The 20,909-nt window shown below is 58.7% G+C and carries 19 protein-coding genes and 1 pseudogene; 5 read left to right on the forward strand and 15 right to left on the reverse strand.

Annotated elements, in window-relative coordinates:
• The first annotated feature begins 57 nt into the window (after nt 1-57).
• Nucleotides 58-984, forward strand: a complete 927-nt coding sequence (locus RSDT_RS01515) for a phosphoglycerate dehydrogenase (RefSeq protein ID WP_096399283.1) — start codon at nt 58-60, stop codon at nt 982-984.
• Nucleotides 985-990: 6 nt separating this feature from the next.
• On the opposite strand, the pseudogene RSDT_RS07640 reads toward RSDT_RS01515, so the two are convergent.
• The 9 genes and pseudogenes from RSDT_RS07640 to nadC all read right to left on the reverse strand — a co-directional run bounded on the left by RSDT_RS07640 (nt 991) and on the right by nadC (nt 9,937).
• A pseudogene (locus RSDT_RS07640) lies at nt 991-2,499 on the reverse strand (YifB family Mg chelatase-like AAA ATPase).
• An 89-nt stretch (nt 2,500-2,588) separates the two neighbouring features.
• The gene (gene lepB, locus RSDT_RS01525) at nt 2,589-3,206 is read right to left on the reverse strand and encodes a signal peptidase I (RefSeq protein ID WP_096399284.1); all 618 of its coding nucleotides are present in this window, start codon (nt 3,204-3,206) and stop codon (nt 2,589-2,591) included.
• Nucleotides 3,207-3,382: 176 nt separating this feature from the next.
• Nucleotides 3,383-3,571 carry a hypothetical protein gene (locus RSDT_RS01530; RefSeq protein WP_096399285.1) on the reverse strand — a complete coding sequence of 63 codons (189 nt, stop codon included), beginning with the start codon at nt 3,569-3,571 and terminating at the stop codon, nt 3,383-3,385.
• A gap of 3 nt (nt 3,572-3,574) precedes the next feature.
• Complete coding sequence (gene epsC, locus RSDT_RS01535) at nt 3,575-4,483, reverse strand: serine O-acetyltransferase EpsC (RefSeq protein ID WP_096399286.1); 909 nt, start codon at nt 4,481-4,483, stop codon at nt 3,575-3,577.
• 111 nt (nt 4,484-4,594) lie between these two features.
• A complete protein-coding gene (gene argC / locus RSDT_RS01540) occupies nt 4,595-5,647 on the reverse strand; it encodes an N-acetyl-gamma-glutamyl-phosphate reductase (RefSeq protein ID WP_096400374.1) in 1,053 nt (350 codons plus the stop codon).
• A complete protein-coding gene (locus RSDT_RS01545) occupies nt 5,644-5,976 on the reverse strand; it encodes a DUF1844 domain-containing protein (protein WP_096399287.1) in 333 nt (110 codons plus the stop codon). Before RSDT_RS01545 ends, argC begins: the two co-directional genes overlap by 4 nt.
• 70 nt (nt 5,977-6,046) lie before the next feature.
• Nucleotides 6,047-7,231: a pyridoxal-phosphate-dependent aminotransferase family protein gene (locus tag RSDT_RS01550; protein ID WP_096399288.1), complete on the reverse strand. Its 1,185-nt coding sequence runs from the start codon at nt 7,229-7,231 to the stop codon at nt 6,047-6,049.
• 48 nt (nt 7,232-7,279) lie between these two features.
• A complete protein-coding gene (gene nadB, locus RSDT_RS01555) occupies nt 7,280-8,884 on the reverse strand; it encodes an L-aspartate oxidase (protein ID WP_096400376.1) in 1,605 nt (534 codons plus the stop codon).
• 81 nt (nt 8,885-8,965) lie between these two features.
• Nucleotides 8,966-9,937, reverse strand: coding sequence for a carboxylating nicotinate-nucleotide diphosphorylase (gene nadC / locus RSDT_RS01560; RefSeq protein WP_096399289.1), 972 nt, complete (start codon nt 9,935-9,937; stop codon nt 8,966-8,968).
• Nucleotides 9,938-10,107: 170 nt separating this feature from the next.
• On the opposite strand from nadC, the gene mgtE reads away from it, so the two are divergent.
• A complete protein-coding gene (mgtE, locus tag RSDT_RS01565) occupies nt 10,108-11,496 on the forward strand; it encodes a magnesium transporter (RefSeq protein ID WP_231941875.1) in 1,389 nt (462 codons plus the stop codon).
• 316 nt (nt 11,497-11,812) lie between these two features.
• Here the strand turns inward: mgtE and RSDT_RS01570 are convergent, their stop codons facing one another.
• The 6 genes from RSDT_RS01570 to RSDT_RS01595 all read right to left on the reverse strand — a co-directional run bounded on the left by RSDT_RS01570 (nt 11,813) and on the right by RSDT_RS01595 (nt 16,605).
• Nucleotides 11,813-12,574: a hypothetical protein gene (locus RSDT_RS01570; RefSeq protein ID WP_096399291.1), complete on the reverse strand. Its 762-nt coding sequence runs from the start codon at nt 12,572-12,574 to the stop codon at nt 11,813-11,815.
• A complete protein-coding gene (gene coaBC, locus RSDT_RS01575; protein WP_096399292.1) occupies nt 12,556-13,797 on the reverse strand; it encodes a bifunctional phosphopantothenoylcysteine decarboxylase/phosphopantothenate--cysteine ligase CoaBC in 1,242 nt (413 codons plus the stop codon). The genes RSDT_RS01570 and coaBC overlap by 19 nt, the downstream gene beginning before the upstream one ends.
• Nucleotides 13,794-14,384: a hypothetical protein gene (locus RSDT_RS01580; RefSeq protein WP_096399293.1), complete on the reverse strand. Its 591-nt coding sequence runs from the start codon at nt 14,382-14,384 to the stop codon at nt 13,794-13,796. The genes coaBC and RSDT_RS01580 overlap by 4 nt, the downstream gene beginning before the upstream one ends.
• On the reverse strand, nt 14,351-15,592 hold the full coding sequence (gene larC, locus RSDT_RS01585; protein ID WP_096399294.1) for a nickel pincer cofactor biosynthesis protein LarC: 1,242 nt from the start codon (nt 15,590-15,592) through the stop codon (nt 14,351-14,353). Before larC ends, RSDT_RS01580 begins: the two co-directional genes overlap by 34 nt.
• 260 nt (nt 15,593-15,852) lie before the next feature.
• Nucleotides 15,853-16,290 (reverse strand): HipA domain-containing protein, encoded by a 438-nt coding sequence (locus tag RSDT_RS01590; RefSeq protein WP_408606712.1) that lies wholly within the window; start codon nt 16,288-16,290, stop codon nt 15,853-15,855.
• Nucleotides 16,291-16,302: 12 nt separating this feature from the next.
• A complete protein-coding gene (locus RSDT_RS01595) occupies nt 16,303-16,605 on the reverse strand; it encodes a helix-turn-helix domain-containing protein (protein WP_145954792.1) in 303 nt (100 codons plus the stop codon).
• A 610-nt stretch (nt 16,606-17,215) separates the two neighbouring features.
• Here RSDT_RS01595 and RSDT_RS01600 point away from each other — a divergent pair.
• The 3 genes from RSDT_RS01600 (at nt 17,216) to RSDT_RS01610 (ending at nt 20,907) form a co-directional block, all read left to right on the forward strand.
• Nucleotides 17,216-17,839: a flavodoxin family protein gene (locus RSDT_RS01600; RefSeq protein ID WP_096399297.1), complete on the forward strand. Its 624-nt coding sequence runs from the start codon at nt 17,216-17,218 to the stop codon at nt 17,837-17,839.
• Nucleotides 17,840-17,991: 152 nt separating this feature from the next.
• Entirely contained in the window at nt 17,992-19,593 is a 1,602-nt protein-coding gene (locus RSDT_RS01605; RefSeq protein ID WP_096399298.1) for an ASKHA domain-containing protein, read from the forward strand.
• The gene (locus RSDT_RS01610; protein ID WP_096399299.1) at nt 19,594-20,907 is read left to right on the forward strand and encodes a small ribosomal subunit Rsm22 family protein; all 1,314 of its coding nucleotides are present in this window, start codon (nt 19,594-19,596) and stop codon (nt 20,905-20,907) included.
• Nucleotides 20,908-20,909 lie beyond the last annotated feature (2 nt).

Here is a 20,909-nt window from a genome sequence, read left to right on the forward strand (position 1 = left end):
TGAACGGCATTTTTGTGATGGAGCATACCTCGTCTGACCCGGAACGGAGGGCGGCTTGTGAATATTCTTGTAACACCGCGGTCTTTCGGCAAAAATAATCCTGAACTTTTTGACGCCCTGCGCGAGGCCGGGCTGAACGTCATGCGCAATGATTCCGGCGGGATTTTTTCCGCCGCGCAAATGAAGGAAAAACTCGCTTCGTGCGATGGCGTGATACTGGGGGTTGACCCCATGAACGCCGAGGTTCTGGCGGCCGCGCCGCGTGTACGCGCCATCGCAAAATACGGCGTCGGCACGGATAATATTGATCTTGCCGTCTGCAAAGAGCGGGGCATTGCGGTTTCACGCACTGTCGGGGCCAACAGCAATGCCGTGGCGGACTACGCCTTCACGCTCATGCTGGCCGTTGCCCGCAAGGCGGCGCTGATTGACCGGCGTTGCCGCGCAAAAGACTGGGGCAAGATCACAAGCATTGACGTGTACGGAAAAACATTGGGCATTATCGGGCTTGGCGCTGTGGGCAGATGTGTGGCAAGGCGCGCGCGGGGTTTTGACATGCGCGTATTGGCCCACGACATTGCCTTTGATGATGTCCATGCCCGTGAAGCGGGCGTAGAGCGCGCCGATGTGGATCGCATCTGCCGCAAGGCCGATTTTATCAGCTTGCATACGGTGCTGAACGATGAAACCCGCAATCTGATCAACGCGGACCGCCTTGCTGCAATGAAAAAAACGGCTGTTCTCGTCAATACGGCGCGCGGCGGCCTGGTTGACGAATCCGCGCTGCTCGCGGCCCTGCGGGAAGGCCGTCTCCACGGGGCCGGCCTGGACGTTTTTGAAGAGGAGCCCCCGGCCGATCCGGTCTGGTACGGACTCGATAACGTGGTCATGGGCTCGCACTGCTCTTCGTCAACAAGCGGGGCAACGGAAACAATGGGCCGCATGGCGGTGGAGAATCTGTTGCGGGATCTGGGCATACAGTAAAAATTGTTATTTTTCGCGATCCAGCACGCGCAGGGCAATGGCTTCGGCCAGATGTTCCGTGCTGATGGCCCGGGCGCGTGCCAGATCCGCAACGGTTCTTGCAAGGCGCAGCACGCGGGTATAGGCCCGTGCGGAAAGCCCCAGACGTTTCACGGCCGCACGCATGAGTGTGTGACCGGCCGCCTCAAGCGCGCAGTGACGCTCCAGAAGGCTGCCGAACAATTCCGCGTTTGCAGTGTATGGATTGGCCCGCAAAACGTTTTTGCTGCAAGATTCGCGCGGCCAGCACCCGGTCGCGCATTTCGCCCGAGGCGCCGCTGCCTTTTGGGTCGCGCAGGTCTTCATAGGGCACGGCCGGAACCTCCACATGCACGTCAATGCGGTCGAGCAGCGGCCCGGAGAGCCGGGCGCGGTAACGGGCCAACTGATCTGGTCTGCAAACGCACGCATGCTCCGTGTGGCCGTAATAGCCGCAGGGGCAGGGGTTCATTGCCGCCACCAGCATACAGGCCGCGGGATAGGTGACGCTCTGGGCGACACACGGGCAATGCTTACCACGCCGTCTTCCAGGGGCTGGCGCAGCACTTCCAGCGCGGACTTGCGGTATTCCGGCAGTTCATCCAGAAAAAGCACGCCGCGGTGCGCCAGCGAGACTTCTCCGGGGCGGGGGTTGCGCCGCCGCCTACAAGCGCCACGTCCGAAATAGTGTGGTGCGGCGAACGGAATGGCCGTGTGGTCATAAGTCCGGTGTCGGGTGGCAATTTGCCCGCCACGCTGTAGATTTTGGTGACTTCCAGGGCTTCTTCAAAACCGAAGGGAGGCAAAATGGTGGGCAGTCGTTGGGCCAGCATGGTTTTGCCGCTGCCCGGCGGCCCCAGCATAAGTACGTTGTGTCCGCCGGCTGCGGCAATCTCCAGAGCGCGTTTTGTGCTCTGCTGGCCTTTGACGTCGCGGAAATCAAGCCCATAGGCCCGCAGCGCCGGGCTTTGCTGCGTCAACGGGGAAATGGCGTCAAGCTCCGCTTCATCGGCCAGAAAAGCGGCGCATTGGGCCAGATTTCGCGGGGCGAACACGTTAAGTCCGCGTGTTACGGCGGCTTCAGCCGCGTTGCCCGGTGGCACGATCAGCCCTGCCGCGCTTTTTTTCTGGCCAGAATGGCTAGGGGAAGCACGCCGCTGACGGCTTTGATCTCGCCAGTGAGCGAGAGCTCGCCTGTTAAAAAAAGATTTTCCAGTTTGTTCAGGGGGATCAGACCGGCGGCGGCCTGCAGACCGACAGCCAGGGGAAGGTCGTAGCTCGCTCCCGCCTTGCGGCGGCCTGCAGGAGCCAGGTTGACGGTGATGTGCGCGCCGCCGGCAGACGAAAATTGCAGGCCCTGAGCGCCGCGAACACGCGATCCTTGGCTTCGCGCACGGCTGCTTCGGCAAGGCCTACCAGCGTAAAGCCCGGCAACCCTTGGCGGACGAAGTCTACCTCCACGCCTTCCAGACCGCCGCTCAAAAGGCGTGTCACCATATATTTTCCAATCCGTAAAAATAATGAACAATCAATTGATTTTTCCTATAAAAATATTTGCAGCCGCTTCATTTCAGCACGGATTCCGCTTACTCGATGTGTTTGCCCAGCCTGCTGAAGCGTATGTTGCTGAAGCTTTCCCATGACCAGTAAATACGCCAGGCCTTGGCCCGTATGGCGCTGCGGTCAACAAAGCCCCAGAAGCGGGAGTCGAGCGAATTGTCGCGGTTGTCGCCCATGACAAAATATTTGCCCGGCGGCACTGTTACAGGACCGAAATTATCCCGTCTAGGTTCAATGCGGTTCGGGCTGGTGAAACGGACATAGCTTTCCTTGACAGCCTGTTCATCACGGTAAAGCTGTTTGTTGCGTACGGCGATAACGTCGCCGGGCAGGCCGATAATGCGTTTGATGTAATCTACGCTCGGGTCATTGGGATATTTAAAAATGATGATGTCGCCTCTGGCCGGATCTTTGCCATTGTAGATATAGCTGTTGGTAAAGGGGAATTTGATTCCGTAGGTAAATTTGCCGGCCAGCAGGTGATCGCCGACGAGCAGTGTTTCCATCATGGATTCCGAAGGAATTTTGAAAGCCTGAACCACAAATGTGCGGATTACCATGGCGAGAATGAGCGCCACAAGAAGGGCTTCGCCGTATTCTCGCCAGAGGGGTTTTGATTTTTTTTGCGACAGGTTGAATGGCATGTATAGTTCCTTTTGTCAGTTCTCTGGCAATCGCAACACCGGGTGTGCATGGTAAATTTGTGACGATTGCGTCGACTGCGCACGCGGATGGCGCAAAAGCAGCAGCAGTATGCCGCGATGCGCCGGTAAAGGCAAGCTGCGGAAATTTTTACGCGAGGTCCTTCGCTCTGCGGCACTCACCTCGTGTGAGCGCCGCCGCCGCGGCTTCCCACGCCTACGCCGACAGCTGTCTGACCTCTGGCCTGGACATCAATATGATTGGCACAGCCGGTGGTCAATATGGCCGCAAGGCACAGGCATAGGACAAAAAAACGTGGCGTGGCGCGATGCTGTTGAAAAATGGCTGTGCGCTTGTTACGAAGCATAGTTCAACCCTGCGGGTTTTCCTGTGAAATTTTTGCGCCGGGCGCCACGTCGCTGGTGACCCAGACATTGCCGCCGATCACAGCGCCGCGGCCTATTGTGATTCTGCCGAGTATGGTGGCCCCGGAGTAGACTGTGACGCTGTCTTCCAGTATCGGGTGTCTCGCTATGCCCTTTATCAGACTGCCGTCCGGATTTTTTGCAAAAAAATGCGCGCCCAACGTCACGCCCTGATACAAGCGGCAGCTGCGTCCCAGTATGCAGGTTTCCCCGATAACAACGCCCGTGCCGTGGTCAATAAAAAAGTCTTCGCCGATCGTCGCGCCGGGGTGTATGTCAATGCCCGTGTGCGCATGGGCTATTTCGGAAATTATGCGTGGTATCACCGGCACGCTGAGTTTGTGGAGCGCGTGGGCAATGCGGTGGTGCAGCATGGCGCGCATGGAGGGGTAGCAGAAAATGGTTTCCCCTGGGCTTGTGGCGGCGGGGTCGCCTTCATAGGCGGCCTTGGCGTCGCCTGCCAGCAGCCTGCGGATTTCGGGCAACATATCCATAAACGCCATTGCCGCATTTTTACTTGCTGATTCGCGGGCCGCGCAGGACAGGGTGTGCTTTTCACAAACAAAGCAGAACCCGCGCAGAATCTGTTCGCTCAACTTGTGGTAGATAGAGTTCAGGTTGGCGGCAAGGTGGCAGCGCATGGATTCGCGCCGTACGCGGGCCTGACCGAAATAGCCGGGGAATATGGCGGCGCAGAGCCTGTCCAGGATTTCCCTGAGTTCGTCAATAGAGGGCATGGCGGCGCCTTCCGCCGGGTTGTGCCACACCTCGTTGAGCGATGACGGGTGACACAGGCGCTCCACAATGTTGTCCAGCTGCGGCATGCATGCGGTTTGCAGGTCGTTGGTGTTCATTGGAAATAATCCTGTTTGTTTTTTACTCCGTCATGCCGTGGGCAAAAAGTGCTGTTGAGCTGTGACGCGGGCGTTGCGGGATACAGGGTGCATCGTTTCTCCGGCTGCAGGTCAGGCAAGCGGCGCCATGCCCAGACCTGTTTCCACCGGCAGACCGCACATCAGGTTCGCGTTGGCAATCGCCTGTCCCGAGGCGCCGCGGCAAAGATTGTCAATAGCCGAGAGTATGATCAGCCGCCCGGTGCGCGGATCAGTCACCACGGCAATGTCACAGAACATGCCGCCGCGCACATAGCGCGTTTCCGGCAGGCTGCCCTGGGGCAGCACGCGAACCCAGCGGCTGTCCTTCCATGTCCGGCAAAAGGCCGTGTACACGCTGTCGGGCTGTATGCGCGGATTTTTGAGTTTTGTATATATTGTGGAGAATATGCCCCTGTTCATGGGCAAAATGTGCGCATTGAAAGAAAGCTGCACTTTGCGGCCGGCAAGGCCTGAGATTTCCTGTTCTATTTCAGGGGTATGGCGGTGTCTCGGGATGCTGTAGGCGCGAAAGGTATCTGACACCTCGCAGAAGAGCGTCTGCACGGCGGCTTTGCGCCCCGCGCCGGTGGCGCCGGATTTGGCGTCAATAACAATGTCGTCGGTATGAATCAGGTCATGGCGGCATGCCGCGCAAATGCCCAGAATGACGGAAGTCGGGTAGCAACCGGGGTTGGCGACAAGCCGTGCGCCGGCAATTCTTTCGGCGTAAAGCTCGGGGATGCCGTAGACAGCTTCGTCCAGCAGATTTTTCTCAGTGTGGTTGTGGCTGTACCATTCTTCATAGGTTTGCGCGTTGTGCAGGCGAAAATCCGCTGAAAAATCCACCACCTTGACGCCGTGTTCCAGCAGCAGCGCGGCCATGCCCATGGCCGTTCCAGCGGGTACGGCCAGAAAAACAAGATCACAGATTTCAGCGGCATTGCGGGGGGCAAAGACGCTGATTTCAACATCCGCGCCGGGGAGTTTTTCCAGAAAAGGATAAAATTCGCCCAGACGCTTGCCCGCCTTAGCCCGTGAACAGGCCATGACAAGCTGCATGGCGGGATGCGCGACCAGAAGCCGCGCCAGTTCCATTCCGGCGTAACCGGTAATGCCCACAAGTCCCACACGGCACGTTTTCATGAGCGGCATCCGCCTGCGGGAGAGCATTTTTCGCCGTTCTCTCCGCATTTGAGCACATATTTCATGTGCAGTTCATACAAAATGCCGTCAATCAGGCGGCGTTCCTGACCATCAAGACAGCCTCGCGTTTTTTGGGCCAGCATTTCGAGTACGTCAATGCTGTGCCGGGCCAGCAGCAGATTTTGTTCCGTGCGGCCGCTTTCGGGGAACGGCACTTCCCCGAGCTGCGCCAGAGCAGTGGAGCCCAGAGACAGAATAAAGGTGGAAAATGTGACTTCAGGCAGAGGAGGTTGCCCGGCAGAGCGGCCGTCGCTGTTGTTGTGGTCCATGTGTTCGCCTTCCTGTTGAGGATGGTCTGTGTTTTATGCTACAACAAGAACGCCGCGGCAGGGGCTGTGCTTAACTGTGCGTCAGCGGGATCGGCTCGCCGGGTTTGACGGCGAGCGCCGCGCGCCAGGCGGCCAGAGCCTGCTCCAGAAAGTCGCGTGCGCCGCAACAGCCGCCCGCCTCCACAATGCCGCAGTTCAGGGCGTATAGCCCTGCCGTCACGTCGGCCCAGTCCACCCAGCCCATGTGGCCGATACGCACAATGCGGCCCTTGAGGTGGTCCTGTCCGCCTGCCATAATCACACTATATTTTTCGGCGGCAACGCGCAGCACAAGATTTCCGTCCACGCCTTCGGGCAGCAGCGCGCTGGTAATGCCCCAGGCGAAATTTTCCGGCGCGAACAGGTCAAGGCCCATGGCGCTCACGCCGGATCGCGTGAGCATGGTCAAGGCCCATTGTTTTCTATACACAGCATCAAGGCCGTTTTCAAGCAGTATGGACAGGCTTTCATCAAGGCCAACAATCAGGTTGACCGACGAGGTGAAGAGAGTCTGGCCTTTTTCCAGGCAGGCTTTTTCTTTGACAGGATTGAAATAATAACAGCCGGGCGTTACATTTTTCGTTTTTTTCCAGGCCCTGGGAGAGAGTGCCAGAAGCGCCAGACCCGGCGGCAGCAGCAGACCTTTTTGCGAGCCGGTGAGCAGGCAGTCAATACCCCATTCGTCCATAGGACAGGGCGAAAGCCCCACAGCGGAAATGCCGTCCACCACCAGCAGCATGTCACGTGCGCGGGTTATTTCGGCCATTTCCCGCACGGGATGGAGCACGCCTGTAGAAGTTTCGGAAAGCTGGACAAGCACACCGGCGATGGCCGGGTCGGTCGCCAGCGCTGTTGCCACGTCCGCCGCCTGCACGGCACGACCCCACGGCGCGGAAAGGCGCACGACGCCAAGACCGCGTGAAGCGGCGATCTGCTCCCAGCGCCGGCCGAATTTGCCCGCTTCCGCAACCAGCACTTTTTCGCCCGGTTGAAAAAGGCTGTAGACAGCGGCCGTCATGGCCCCGGTGCCGGAACAGGAAAGCGGCAACACAGGCCCCTGCGTGCCGAAAAGCAGGCGCAGGCGCTCCAGTACGCGGCGCAAGATTGCGGCGAATTCGTTTTTGCGATGGTGCAGCATGTCTTTGGCCAGAGCAAGACGCACGCGTTCTGGCAAAGGCGTGGGACCCGGAGTGAGCAGGCGTATTTTGTCAAGCATTCTGTGACTCCCTGCTGGTTGAAGAGTGAGAGCAGAATGTTCCATCTATCAGTCAATCCTGTGGTGGCACCCTATGCTTGCGGTATTGCGCATGGCTGCCTGGGTGATCACATAGGCTGTCTGTGAACCGTGGAAAAGGTCTACCAGACGTCGCGAGATGCGGGTATATTTGTAAAAATCGTGGATATGCCGCACGAGGTCGCGCATGTCTTCAAAAGCTCGGCGCAAGCGCGCGTTTGTGCGTGCGATTCCCACATAATTCCACATGGTGTTGCGAATGTTGGTCCAGTCTTGAGCTACCAGAGCCGGGTCATCCCGGCGTTCGTCGCCCCCATGCCGCCAGTCCGGAATGGACGATGCAAGCCGTTTTGGCAAGGAATCGCCGCTGTTGACGCGTTTGGACAAATCCTGCCCGCAACTCACGCCCCAGACCAGCGCTTCCAGAAGGGAAGAGCTGGCAAGCCGGTTGGCCCCGTGCAGGCCGGTACATGCGCATTCGCCGATGGCGTAGAGCCCGCGCATGGAGGTGCGGCCGCGTGTGTCGGCCAGGACGCCGCCGCAGAAATAGTGCGCGGCGGGTACCACGGGTATGGGTTCATTGCGGATGTCCAGCCCCGCGTCGCTGCATGTTTTGAACACCGTGGGAAAGCTGGAGGGCAGGTCCTTGTTGATGCAGCTCGCGTCAAGGAACAGACAGGGCGCTCCGTTGTGCAGCATTTCCTCCATCATTGCTATCGCCACAATATCGCGCGGGGCAAGATCGCCGCGGTTGTCATAACGGCGCATGAAGGGGCGGCCTTTCAGGTCCAGCAGGCGCGCGCCTTCGCCGCGCATGGCTTCTGTTACCAGTGGGCGGCGGTTGCTGCGTTCTTCATACAGTGCAGTCGGATGAAACTGTACAAATTCCAGATTTGCCAGACTGACCCCTGCGCGAAAGGCAATGGATATGCCTGCGCCGACACAGCCGGGGGCGTTTGTGGAGTGCAGAAAAACCTGCCCCACACCGCCGGTGGCGAGTACGGTAAAGTCGGCCAGCACAGTTTCCGGTTCGCCGTTTTCTTCATTGAGCACATAGGCCCCAAGGCAGCGGTTGGCAACGTCATAGCGATATTGTGAATTTTTGGCGTGGTGGTGAGTTGTCAACAGGTCGATGACCGGGCGTTTGTGCAGCCGTGTTATGCGCGGGTGGGTCAGAACAGCGGCTGTGAGCCCTTCCATGATGGCCTGGCCGGAGAAGTCGGCCCTGTGCAGAATGCGCGGGGAACAGTGGCCTCCTTCGCGCGTCAGGCTGAAGCTGCCGTCCGTATTACGGTCAAATTGCACTCCTGCGCGCAGCAGCAGCATTGTGTCGATACAGGTGGGGCCTTGGCGGCACAGATGCCGCACCGCCTTGCGTGAGTTGACATAATGCCCGGCAACAAGAATGTCTTTTTCTAGCGCACGCGCGTCGTCTGCCTGCGGCTGCCCGGCTGTTGAGGCGGCGCGGTAGATAATGCCGCCCTGGGCCAGCTCGGAATTGCCGTCGGTCAGTTGTTCACCGGCATTGAGCAGCAGCACGTCGCAACCTGCGTCAGCCAGTGTCAGTGCAGCGGAACAGCCGGCTACACCTGAACCTATGATAAGGACAACGGCATGGCGTCTGGTTGTATTCACGGGAGTTTCCTTGTCCATAGTCTTCCGGAGACGGCTGTCTGTCGGAATATATTATTTTTGTTATGTTGACCATCGTCAAGTCTAGCCGAAAGTTCTTTCCCCGTCATCTTTGTCGTTCCCCTGCCGACAGAAGCGCCGCACATATGTGTTGTTTGTTGCAGCATTGCGGCGATGCGGGCGTTCAGACGCCACGAGCGTCATGCTGAAATCCGCGGCGGCTGCCGAATGTGTAAGCCGCCCTACAGAGATGAAGTCCGGTCTGCGCGGTTTGATAAGGGCCAGTGCGCGAATGTTTTCAATGGTGACGCCGCCGCTGACTTCGGTTTCAATGGTCTCCGGCACGAGAGCGAGAGCTTGGGGCAGGAGCTCGCCCGGCATGTTGTCCATCATGATGCGTTGCGCCCGCGCCGCTACAGCTTCGCGCACGTGTTCCAGCGTGCGGCACTCCACTTCCACGGGCGGGCAGGGGCTGTAGCGCGCGCGCAACAGGGCGACGGCCTGTGTGATGGAGCCTGCCGCGTCAATGTGATTGTCTTTGAGCATGAGCATCTCGGCGAGGTTTTTGCGGTGGTTCACGCCGCCGCCGGCCTGTACCGCGTATTTTTCCGGCCAGCGCAGTCCCGGTGTGGTTTTGCGCGTGTCCAGCAGGCGTGTTCCTGTGCCGTCAAGTTCGCGTACAAAACGGGCCGTCAGATTTGCAATGCCCGAAAGGCGTGAAATGTAATTGAGGATTACCCTCTCGGCCCTGAGCATGTTTGTTGCCGGTGCGGTGATGTGGGCCACGCGCGTCATGGCCGGCACGCGTGAACCCTCGGGTGCAAGTGCCCGCCACCGGAAAGACGCGCCAAGGCGTTTGAACACAGCGCCGATGACCGGCAGGCCGACAAGCAGGCTGTCTTCTTTGGCGTGTATGACTGTGTGCAGGCGCGTATCGGCGGGGAAAAGGGCTTCAGCCGTCAGATCCGGGCCGTCTTCAGCAAGCGCCAGATCAATGCTTTGCCAAAGCAGGGTTTTCCCTTCAGGAGAAAAAAAGGAGGCCCAAGGCGTGAACATTGCTCTTGTCCCTGCAATATGCGTATGGTAAATATTGTTCCGGCTTTGTCATGGCCTGCGAAATATAGTAGGATGCTCTTTGGCTTTCGTCAACATATTTAGATTATTGAAACATATTTCACATTCACGGCTTTCCCCCTTCCCATCTTCCAGGCAGCAAGGTGATGCGTATGAACCACGATCGCGCTGATACTGACCGTGCGGCAAGATCCGTGAATGCGGCGGGCGCGCCGGACACGTGGCAACATCATAAAATCAGCATGCCTGAAGCCTGCACCGGCGATGGCAGGGGGTTGGAGTTTGCCCATCCCGCGGACATGGCCGACCATCTGGAACATCTGAGTCTGGAAAAGCAGATTTGCGCTCTGCGCCGGATGCCCACGGAAGATGCGGCGGGGGCTCTAGCGGAGTTGGACGGCAATGTTGCCGTGGATGTGTTGGAAAATCTGGATGTCGATGTTGCCGCGCAGATTATCGCTGAAATGGCGCCGGACGACGCGGCAGACGTGCTGGACGATCTGGACGAGGGCCACCGGGACGAGCTGTTGGGAAGGCTCACCCGGGAAAACTCCGAAGAGTTGCGCAATCTGCTCAATTTTGACCCGGATTCAGCGGCTGGGGCCATGAATACAGAAGTAATCCTGCTGGGAAAAACTCTCACTGTGGATGAAGCCATTGCGCATATACGCAGCGAGATGGAAGACAAGGAAAGTCCCTATTACGGTTATGTGGTGGACCACAGGGATGTGCTCGTCGGCGTGCTTTCCGTGCGGGATTTAATGCTGGCAAAGCCCGGCACCATTGTGGGCGACGCCGTGGCGGAGCAGGCCGTGATAAGCGTGTTGTACGACGCGGACAGACGCGAGGCGGCCGGCCTGCTTTCACATTACAATTTTCTGGCTTTGCCGGTGGTGGACTATGACGGGCACATCATGGGCGTTGTCACCTATGACGATATCATGGATATTATGCACGAAGAGGCAAGCGCGGATATGCTCGGCATGGTGGGCGCCGACCCGGAAGAAAGTGTGGACACGCCTTGGCGCGAGAGCGTGCGCGGCAGACTGCCCTGGCTTTTGATCAATCTTGTTAATTCCGCGCTTTCAGCTTCTGTGGTGTATATGTTTGAGGGCACAATCGCCCAGATGGCCATGCTGGCCGTGCTCATGCCCATGGTTGCCAATCAGGCGGGCAATACCGGCCAGCAGGCTTTGGCCGTGATGATACGTCAGCTTGCCACAGATCGCTTTGATCACAAAAAAGCCTGGCTGGCCGTGCTGCGCGAGGCAAAAATAGGCTTTGTCACAGGCTTGTTTATGGCGGTCACGACGTTTTTCGGGGCCTGGTGTTTTACAAAAAACATGATTGTGGGTGGGGTTATGGCCGGTTCGCTTTTGTGCGACATGATGCTCGGCGCCGTGGCCGGCGGATCAATTCCTTTGATCTTCCGGGCTGTCGGGCGGGATCCTGCCCACGCTTCAAGCATTTTTTTAACCACCATTACTGACGGTGCCGGTTTTTTTATCTTTCTGGGGCTCGCCACAGTGTTTATTTTTTGACGTCGATTTGCGGATGGCGACTTGTTTTTATCCCGGTCTCCGCCCGGCAATACTGAACCTCCGGCCGGCGCATGCTTTTTTTTGCGGGCAGGGGAGTTTTCTATTCCGGCCATGACGAAAAGGCACGGGAAGTAGCCGTCATGCATGAGGAAAAGAGGGGTCATTTTTAGAATTTTTTCTTCACCTTCTTCAAGGCGTTTGTTTCGTCGCTCGCTTTGGACTTTGTTGCCACTTGTATCGGGTTTTCTAGGCGCTGGGCGGTTAAAGAGCTTGGAGAGCAGGGCAAAATCTGATTGGATGGTGTTGCCGCTTCTGTTTATCGCGAGGAATTCGGTTCCACCCGGTTGCTGCGCACGAAATCGCGCAGCGCGTTGCGCAAAAATTCCAAGATGGAGCGGTAGAATTTTTCTTCACGCAGAATATCATCGACATCTTGAAGCATCCAGACGAAGTGTCCCTGATGGTGGATTTGCACAAAGTTGTTAAACTCCTCGGGCAGATTCAGAGCTTTCACGGCTGCTTCGCCCATCACCATAACGCCGCGTGCGCCGAGTTTGTCCACGCCGGACCAGAAAACGTCGGGATTTGCTGTAAAGCCGGCTCCTGACAGGGGAGAAGGGGGGAAGGCCGATGTCTCCGTATCTGTGGGCAGGCATGACGGCCAGAAGGTGTGGGTGCCCGCCGGATGGGCCAGATCAGTAAGCAGTCGTTGAAAAAATGCCCGACGGGCCGCGTTTGGCGTCAGGCACACATCCCGTCCCAACTCCCAGTATGTCCAGACAATATTCCCCGGCCTCGTCGCCGCAAGGCGTTTTTGCCACTCTTCGGGCCATGCGTTTTGCGGCAGGGGCCGCCGGTCAGGCGGCTGCGCTGTTTGAAGGCCGTTTTGCCCTTCCGGGTTTTGATTCGGCGCGCAGGGGTATCGTTTTTTTTTGCCGTGTTCCCCCCGTTGCGATGTCGATTTCGGCTGCGATGCGCCGCGCAAGCTGCGTGCGGACACCCCCGGAGGCAGCAAAAGGAGGTTCAGGCCTTTTCCCCGCCAGACGACGCCCTGAAGATTTATATCCGCAAAAGCCATGAGCACAAATCCCAGGCCACGTCGGCCTTGCTTTGTTCAGGCCAGATGACCTCATGGCCATGCGCGTCAATAACGGCCATTCTGTTGGTGTGCGAACCAAAGCCGCTGCCCTGCGCGTTGATGCGGTTGGCGGCCAGCAGATCTGCATTTTTGCGCAGGCGTTTTTCCCGCGTGAGCGGCAGCAGGCTTTCCATATCCGGCGTGCTTTCCGCAGCGAATCCAAGCAGTTTTTGATCCGGCCGGCGATGGGCGGCGAGTGTTTGCAGAATATCCGGATTGGGGCAAAATTCAATGCTGAAGCCTTGCGGCGTTTCCGATTTTTTGAATTTGTCCGGGCCGAGGGATTTTGGAAAAAAGTCGGCCACTGCCGCCACAAACATGCCCATGTCCATCTGCGGCCAGCTGTCCCGCGCTGCTGCGAACATTTCTCTTGCGCTGCCGACGTTGATTCTGACAATGCCCGGCGGCAGCCATATCGCTTCTCCCGGCCCGCAGACGGCCGTCACCTCCGCGCCGCGCAGCCATGCGCAAACGGCCATTGCCGTGCCCATGCGTCCGCTTGACGGATTTGACCAGAAGCGTGCGCCGTCCCAAGGTTCGCGGGTGGGGCCCAGCGTGACCAGCACCTTGCGTCCGGCCATGTCCTGCGGAGCCAGAGCGCGCAGTACGGCCAGAAAAATATCCGACAGATCAGCGAGTCTGCCCTGTCCTTCATTGCCGCAGGCCGTATCGCCGCAGGCCGGTTCAATAATTACGATGCCGCGTTCCTGCAGCAGGGCGGCATTGGCGCGCGTTGCCCTGTGCGCCCACATGCGCGGGTTCATGGCCGGTGCTATGATGAGTGTTTTGTCAAACGCAAGAGCCTGGGCGGAGAGCATGTCTGAGGCCGCGCCGTGGACGAGCCTTGAGAGCGCGTCCGCCGAGGCGGGAGCAATAACATACGCTTCGGCGCTTTGACCCGGCTCAAGATGAGCGAAAATATTGTCGCCGGGCGAGAACATGCCCTGATATACCGGCATTGCCCCGAGCGATTCAAAGAGCAGCGGCGCGACAAAACGTTGCGCTGCCGCTGTCAGCGTGACGGACACGTGGATGCCGAGCTTGTGCCAGGCCCGCAATAGATCAGCAGCTTTATAGCAGGCGACTGAACCGCACACGCCGAGGTGCAGGCGGTGATTGACAAAGCGTGTGCTTGCATTAAAGGTAGTGTCAATGGGGGTCATAGATTTCTTTCCTGAATCCCTGATCCGTTCTTTTCGCCCCAGTGTTCAGTTGCGCCGGGGGACGGAGGATAGCTGTCTGGGTTGCCGGCCGGCCATGTTTCGCCGGGCGGTTCTGTATGCGGGCCGTTTTCTCCCGGCAGATTCAGTGCGGCGCCGTCCTGCAGACGGCCGCCTGTCCATATTTCCAGAATTGTCATGACCGTCTGGCGGCGAAAAACCAGGATGGTCAGCGCGTTTGCCTTGTCATAGAGATAAACGGAGCGGTCGCCTTTGCGCAACGCGAGGCGCATTTGCCAGCCCTGCGCCGACAGCGAGGAGTACAGGCTTTGCGCCGCCTGCGCCGGATCCACGTCTCCCCGCAAGGTCTCAAGCCCTTCGCGTCCTCCGTAGGCGCCGGAGGTTTGATAGCCGTGCGAGGGGTAACGTTCCATGCCAGGGGGCAGCGTGACATCCAGAAGACGACTTGTGGCTGCCTCCGAGCCGCCGGTGAACGGATCATTGGAGAAGAGATTGCCGATGCCGAGGTCGGTGCAGCCCTGCACGGCGGCAACGGTCAATCCGAGAACAAGGGCGGCAAGCACGCGCATGGCTGCACTCCTTTACGGTTTGTCCCGGTTTTTTGGCCGTGCGCCGTCAGGCCCCGGCGTGTTTGCCCGAAACGCAAGGCCGGCGCACCGATGCCGCGTTCTCCGGCCGCGGTTTTGACGGCCTCCGCTTCAGCCCGCGCATACCGCGTGTCTTCAAGAATATAGGCCTTGGCAGCGAGTTGTGCGTCTCCGATGTCAAGAAAAGCCGGTTCACGGGGCTGCACGCGGCGTTCAAGACACTGGCGCCGCAGGCCCAGACTGTGCGTATGGCGCAACACGGCGCGACTGACCGCGTCTTCGTCTTCAGGGCGGCAGAGCATGCGCATAAGCCCTGCCGGACGATTTTTTTTGCCTGTGCCGGGCAGCCAGAGCACATCCAGCACTTCGGGCAGCGCGGACAAGGCTTCCAGAGCGAGTCCCAGTTCCTCGCCCGTCAGGTGATCCAGATGCGTTTCAAGCTGCAGCACAAATTCAAAGCCTCCACGGGTGTGGGAAACCTGTGCCTGAACGGCTTCCGTCAGCCAAATGCGCAGCCCGGCTGGCGCCGGACGGGAGCCGTAGCCTGTGCCCATGGCGCGCACAATGCCGCAGGGGCCGTCGGCAAAACCGTCAGCAAGTGTGTGGACAAGAGCCGCGCCCGTTGGCGTAACCAGTTCTTCGCGGTCCGGCACAGGGCGTACAGGCTTGCCGCGGAATAAAAAAGCCGTGGCCGGAGCGGGCAACGGCAGCAGCCCGTGCGCACACTCGACTGTGCCGGAAAACCAGGGCAGAGGCGAGGCTGTAATCCGCTCTGCCCCGAGCTGCTCCAGCGCCCAGCACACGCCGGCAATGTCCACCAGCGTGTCAACGGCACCCACTTCATGAAAATGCACCTGCTCCGGAGGAATTTGATGTGCATGCGCTTCAGCCTGCGTCAGCGCCTCAAGCACGGCAAGCGCGCGGTCGCGCGCGGTCGCGCTGACGGCGAGGCGGTTAAAGACAGCCGCGATATCGGCCGGGTGTCGCAACGGTTGCACATCGTCCCAACTGACGTCCGCCAGTCGGCCCAAGCCGCCGGCGCGCAATTCCGCGCGGGTTTCAATGCGGCAGCGTATTCCGGCTTCGGCAAGGATGGCAACAAAGGGCGCCATCTCCACGCCGAGATGGTTTAAGGCGGCCAGCGTCATGTCTCCGCTGATGCCGCGTCCGCAATCCAGATACAAATCCATGGGGATTCCTCAATCTTTTTGCCGGCGGCATTGTGCCGGCGCGGTCTTTTGGTGTACAGGTCACTCACGCAGGATACAACACTCCTTAAAATCGGTAAACTGCTGCTGGACCACAATATCCGTCGTCTGCCTGTACCGGATGAGAAAACTTGAAAACGCGGTTATGAAAATTTTTCTCTCGCAATTCTTCCCGGATGTTTTCCACAGAATTTAACTCAGGGGAATATGGGGCGGCAGAAATTTAATATTCTCTGGAAATTTTAAACCGTATTTTCAGGAGGTAGAGCCGCGGACGTTTTGACCGCAGCAGGCGGTAACGTAAAATTTCCTCTCATTGCGTCGATATCCCTGCCTTTCGCGTCGAGCCTTTCCGCGTGATTTTTCCATAATTCTCTGAGGTCTTCTGTGGTGTCGCTCCCACATAATTGGAGCAGCACGGCAATTTCAGAATAGCTGTGAACATTGCCGTCGTTGTCGCGTGCCTCAAGCAGCGTCATGGCTGAGGCAAAGGGAATGCGACCGCCCTGCGGGTCGCGGTCAAAACGATCCAGAACAAGAGCGTGACGGTCTTGCGGGAGCTGAATCAGCCGGGATTCAGGAACTCGGATGCCGCAGCGTTTGGCCATGTCCAGCGAAACTTTTTCCCAGAGGGAGACACCACAGGATCGGTGGCTTGTGGAAATTTTACGACAAAAAATTTTCCGTTGACGTCACAGAGGGAGGCCTTGGGACGCGAACCTCCCAGTGAAGCGCCCGACGCGACGATATCCCAGATATCGTTGTCGGACAGTTCTCTTCCTGCCTGAATATCCTGTAACAGCGCATAAAATGTACCTGCCCAATGGTGTGCCGAGGCCAAGCGCCCAGAAAACTGCGGCGACGTTGCTGACGGCAATGCCCGCCATGCCCTTCTCAATCTTGTAGAGTGTGATAACGCTTATGCCGGCGCGTTCAGCTATAACGACAAGCTGCAGACGCCGGCGCAACCTGGCAATCTTGATGCCTTGTCTCATTTCCCGCAGTGATTTTTCCAAAACAACATTTTTTCGCATAACACTTTTAATATCTTAAATAAGCATATAAGAGATATTATTCTATCGTTTGTGTAACGGCAAGCGGAATAGTATTACGCGTGAGCTTGTTATGATGACTAACCGGCAAGCCGCGCCATATCTTCCAAAGTTGGACTTGTCCATATGGCGCGCCGGTACGCATGAGCCAAACACAGTATTTATAATGAGCCGATTATCTTGTGTAATGCCGCCAGGTTCCTTTTTGGCCGAGCAAATGTGGTTCAAACTTCTCCCAAACGTTAAGAATCTCGCTGTTGGTTGATCTGCAAGCGCAGTACTCCAGAAAAATCGAATCCGGACAACCTCGTGATACACCATCCAGAGTCTAATTGCTGAAATTTCGAGCATTATTTTCAAGCCGGTTACCCTTGATCCCAGGCTTTCTCCATTTCAACATGCCTGACTCATCGGGAATATGTCAGTTGCTGTCTCGCCCGCCGCCGGCACTGCGTGAAAGATCTGGTTGTTTTTTTGCACAATCTGCCGTAGAATTACAGGCAGCTTTTCAACGGTGATATTCTTGCAATTGCTTTTCTTATGGAGGAAATGTATGAATGTTCTTCTTGTCAACGGCAGCCCTCATCCAAATGGCTGTACATTTACAGCGCTTTCCACTGTGGCTGAACAGCTTGGGAAAAACGGTCTGACAACCAGAATGCTGCAATTGGGCACAAAGCCGGTGCGCGGGTGTATTGCCTGCGGCAAATGCGCGAAAAGCGGCCATTGCGTTTTTGATGATGACATCGTCAACGAGGCCGTCGATCTGCTTCGAGCAGCGGATGGGCTTGTGGTGGGGTCGCCGGTGTACTATGCCGGGCCGGATGCTTCTGTCTGCGCTCTGCTGGAGCGTATGTTCTTTATGAAAGCGGCGCCGTATGCTTTCAAGCCCGCCGCGGCCGTGGTCAGTTGCCGCCGTGGCGGGGCCAGCGCCTCTTTTGACAGGCTGAACAAATATTTTACCATTGCGCGCATGCCCGTGGTTTCTTCCCAATACTGGAATTCTGTACACGGCAATACGTCGGATGAGGTGCGTCAGGACAGGGAAGGCTTGCAGACCATGCGCACGCTGGGCGACAATATGGCCTGGCTTGTCAAGTGTATAGCGGCAGGCAGGGCGGCCGGCATAAATGCGCCGAAACCGGAGCCTTGGGAAGTGACCAACTTTATCCGTTAGAGAGCTTGACGCTCAGCTTAACCTTTCCTGATTTATCAGGCACAAGTATAGCGCATTATAATAGCCATATATTTTGCGCAGATGTTAGGTATACCAAACACGCGGCGGATGATGAAATTGCCGTTCCGTGGGCATTAAGGCATGCAGTTCCCATGAAATTGCGCATTTTTAAAGTCCAGGCGTCGCGTGGCGCTCCGCTAGCTGAGATTGACGCCGTCGCGGGAGAAAAACTTTCCCACGCGGTTTGGCTTTCCGGGCGGATTCCGCCGTTGCCGCTTTGCGGCGGGCTTGGGCATTGCGGCCGATGCCGCGTGCGTTTTGTAGGGGCTGCACCTCTGCCGTTGCCGGAGGAAGAAGTCGTTTTTTCCCGGGAGGATCTGGCTTCTGGTTGGAGGCTGGCCTGCCGTCGTCAGGTTTATGAAGGCAACGGGCGCGCGTCGCTTGATCTGGAACTCCCGCGGGACGTTTTTGTGGCCTTGCACTGCCCTGGTCCCACTTCTGTAAAATCTGTTGCCGACGCAGGGTCTGAACTGGTGCTGGCCGTGGATTTGGGAACCACCTCCGTGCATTGGCGCGCTCTGGTCGCAACGGGCAGAGAACGCGGCGCGATTGCAGCGCAGGGGAGTTTTCTGAATCCGCAGGCAGGCGCCGGGGCTGACGTCATGTCGCGTTTGGCCGTCGCTGTGCGGCCGGAGGGCCGCAAGCGCCTGAGCGATCTCGTCCGTGAGCGGCTGCGTCTTGTCGTTGCGTCCGCGCCCGGGCCGGTTGTCCGAATGTGCCTTGCGGCTAACACGGCCATGACCGATATTTTTCTGGACCGCGACGTCGCCGGACTGTGCGCGGCGCCTTATTACACGAGTCATGCCGGTCATGAGCTTGTACGTCTGTCGGAGTTGCCGCCTGTCTATATCCCTCCGCTGCCTGCGCCGTTTGTCGGCGGCGATGTCAGCGCCGGGCTGGCGGCCCTGCTGCATTGTAAAACGCCGCGGCCTTTTGTGCTGGCGGATCTGGGAACAAACGGCGAACTGGCTCTTGTTACAGGGCGGGGGGAAGTGCTGCTGACAAGCGTCCCCCTGGGACCGGCACTGGAGGGCACAGGCATGGAATGCGGCCGGCTTGCCGGACCGGACGCGGCAACACGCTTCAGCCTCACTCCATCCGGCTTGACGGCGGTCGCGCCCGGCGGGACGGCGCAGGCGCGCGGGATCAGCGCTACCGGCTATATTTCTCTTGCCGCGGCGTTGTACAAATTGCGTTTGCTGGACGCTTTCGGCCGTTTCGCCGATTCCGTGTCTCTGAACGGCTGCGCATTGCCCATTGCGCACACTGTGGCCGCCGGTTTTGTGCAATGGAGCGGGCAGACGCGTCTGAACCTCCCCAACGGGCTTTGGCTGTCCGCGGCTGATGTGGAGAAATTGCTCAAGGTTAAAGCCGCTTTTGAACTGGCCCTGTCAAGGCTGCTGGACGCAGCAGCTTTGTCGCACAAGGATGTGGCGCGGATATGTCTGGCCGGCGCGCTGGGCGAACATGTCAATCCTGAAGATATGGCAATACTTGGTTTTGTGCCCGCATGTCAGGCCTCGCGCATCCGGGCTGCGGGCAATGTATCACTGGATGGAGCGGCACTTCTGGCTCTGCGGCCCCAAAAAAGCTTAGGTCTGGCCTGTCTGTGCGGGCGGGCCCGCCTTCTCTCGTTGGTTGAGGAGGCGGACTTTCAGCGTGAATACTTTTGCCGTATGCGTTTTGGAGATTAAATGCCGGGCAGAACAGCACTACAAAAATCAGCGGCGCGTGTGCCGCTTTTCCCGCAGATGTCAACAGAGGCAGGCCGCGCTCTTGCGCTTCTGCCCGAGGCGCTGTCGCGCGTCCGGCCTCTGAATCTTTCTCACCGCAGGTCCCTGCCGGAAGACGCGGCATCTCTGTCGCGTCTGCTGACTGTTGAACGCGGGGAATTGCGCCGCCCTTATTGGAGTTCTCCGGCCTTTGTCAGCGCCTATCTTTATTATTTTCTACCCTGGAATTTGCTGCGCCTTGTTCCTCTGCTCACTGCCCTGCCTTTGCCTGATCCGCGCTGCGCCGCGCCGGCCGGAGGAGAAGTTCTGCTGCTGGACGTCGGTTCCGGTCCGTTGACGCTGCCTCTGGCCCTCTGGTTGGCGCGGCCGGAATGGGGCGATGCCCCTGTGCGGATTCTGGCGCTGGACAGCGCTTCGCAGCCGTTGGATCTGGGCAGGAAATTGTTCGCGGCACTGGGGGAAATGCTGGGACGGAAAATCTGGCCTGTGCTGACGGCGGCGAGCCCGGTAGAACAGCTGGCCCGGCGGGCGGCCCCGGCGTTCTCTGGCGGGCGGGTACGGCCCTGGCTGGTTACGGCGGCGAATGTGCTTAACGAATTGCATTGCGACCGATGCGCGTCAGACTTTGCACGGAGCGGGGATGGCGTCCCGTCACGGTATGGGGCGGAACGCTTTGAGAACTTGTTGGAGGTGCTGTCGCCGTTGTTGTCTTTACAACGCCGTGCCGAAGGTGCGGGCACGGCGACAGGCAGGTCGGACGCAGCCCCCGCGCTGCTGGTTGTGGAACCGGGAACGCGCCTTGGCGGCAAAACCCTCATGCGTCTGCGGGCGACGGCGCTTGCCGGCGGCTTTGCCGCGTTGGCGCCCTGTTCCCACAGCTCCGCCTGCCCTTTGTTGGCCGGAGACGGCGGGCGCACCTGGTGCCACTTTACCTTCGGCAGCGGCGGTGCGCCTGAATGGTTGCGCCGTCTGTCCGCGGCGGCGGGTCTGGACAAGAAGGCCTTGAGTCTTTCGGCCCTTCTCCTGCGACAGGCCAGCGGCCTGCGGCAGGAAGCGGGTTCCGCCGGCCGGGCAAGAGTGCTTTCCGCACCGTTCGCCGTGCCCGGCCTTGCGGGGCGGGCGCGTTACGCCTGTGCGGACGGGGGGCTTTTGCTGCTGGAGGACGCTGAAGGGCTTGCGTGCGGCGATTTGATTCATGCGCGGGTTTCGCCTGATGCGCCGCGTGACGCCAAAAGCCGTGCCCGGATTGTCCGCCGTGCATCGTTGCTGTATTGATT

Source organism: Candidatus Desulfovibrio trichonymphae, assembly GCF_002355955.1.
GTDB lineage: Bacteria > Desulfobacterota > Desulfovibrionia > Desulfovibrionales > Desulfovibrionaceae > Desulfovibrio > Desulfovibrio trichonymphae.

Coding starts and splice junctions, on each gene's coding strand:
- RSDT_RS01595 (WP_145954792.1), bottom strand. CDS start 16,605: ATGAGACAAGGCATCAAGATTGCCAGGTTGCGCCGGCGTCTGCAGCTT.
- RSDT_RS01580 (WP_096399293.1), bottom strand. CDS start 14,384: ATGCGCGTGCTTGCCGCCCTTGTTCTCGGATTGACCGTTGCCGCCGTG.
- RSDT_RS01550 (WP_096399288.1), bottom strand. CDS start 7,231: ATGCTTGACAAAATACGCCTGCTCACTCCGGGTCCCACGCCTTTGCCA.
- RSDT_RS01530 (WP_096399285.1), bottom strand. CDS start 3,571: ATGCTTCGTAACAAGCGCACAGCCATTTTTCAACAGCATCGCGCCACG.
- RSDT_RS01600 (WP_096399297.1), top strand. CDS start 17,216: ATGAATGTTCTTCTTGTCAACGGCAGCCCTCATCCAAATGGCTGTACA.
- epsC (WP_096399286.1), bottom strand. CDS start 4,483: ATGAACACCAACGACCTGCAAACCGCATGCATGCCGCAGCTGGACAAC.
- lepB (WP_096399284.1), bottom strand. CDS start 3,206: ATGCCATTCAACCTGTCGCAAAAAAAATCAAAACCCCTCTGGCGAGAA.
- nadC (WP_096399289.1), bottom strand. CDS start 9,937: ATGTTCACGCCTTGGGCCTCCTTTTTTTCTCCTGAAGGGAAAACCCTG.
- mgtE (WP_231941875.1), top strand. CDS start 10,108: ATGAACCACGATCGCGCTGATACTGACCGTGCGGCAAGATCCGTGAAT.
- RSDT_RS01605 (WP_096399298.1), top strand. CDS start 17,992: ATGAAATTGCGCATTTTTAAAGTCCAGGCGTCGCGTGGCGCTCCGCTA.
- argC (WP_096400374.1), bottom strand. CDS start 5,647: ATGAAAACGTGCCGTGTGGGACTTGTGGGCATTACCGGTTACGCCGGA.
- larC (WP_096399294.1), bottom strand. CDS start 15,592: ATGGATTTGTATCTGGATTGCGGACGCGGCATCAGCGGAGACATGACG.
- RSDT_RS01610 (WP_096399299.1), top strand. CDS start 19,594: ATGCCGGGCAGAACAGCACTACAAAAATCAGCGGCGCGTGTGCCGCTT.
- RSDT_RS01570 (WP_096399291.1), bottom strand. CDS start 12,574: ATGGCTTTTGCGGATATAAATCTTCAGGGCGTCGTCTGGCGGGGAAAA.
- RSDT_RS01545 (WP_096399287.1), bottom strand. CDS start 5,976: ATGGACCACAACAACAGCGACGGCCGCTCTGCCGGGCAACCTCCTCTG.
- coaBC (WP_096399292.1), bottom strand. CDS start 13,797: ATGACCCCCATTGACACTACCTTTAATGCAAGCACACGCTTTGTCAAT.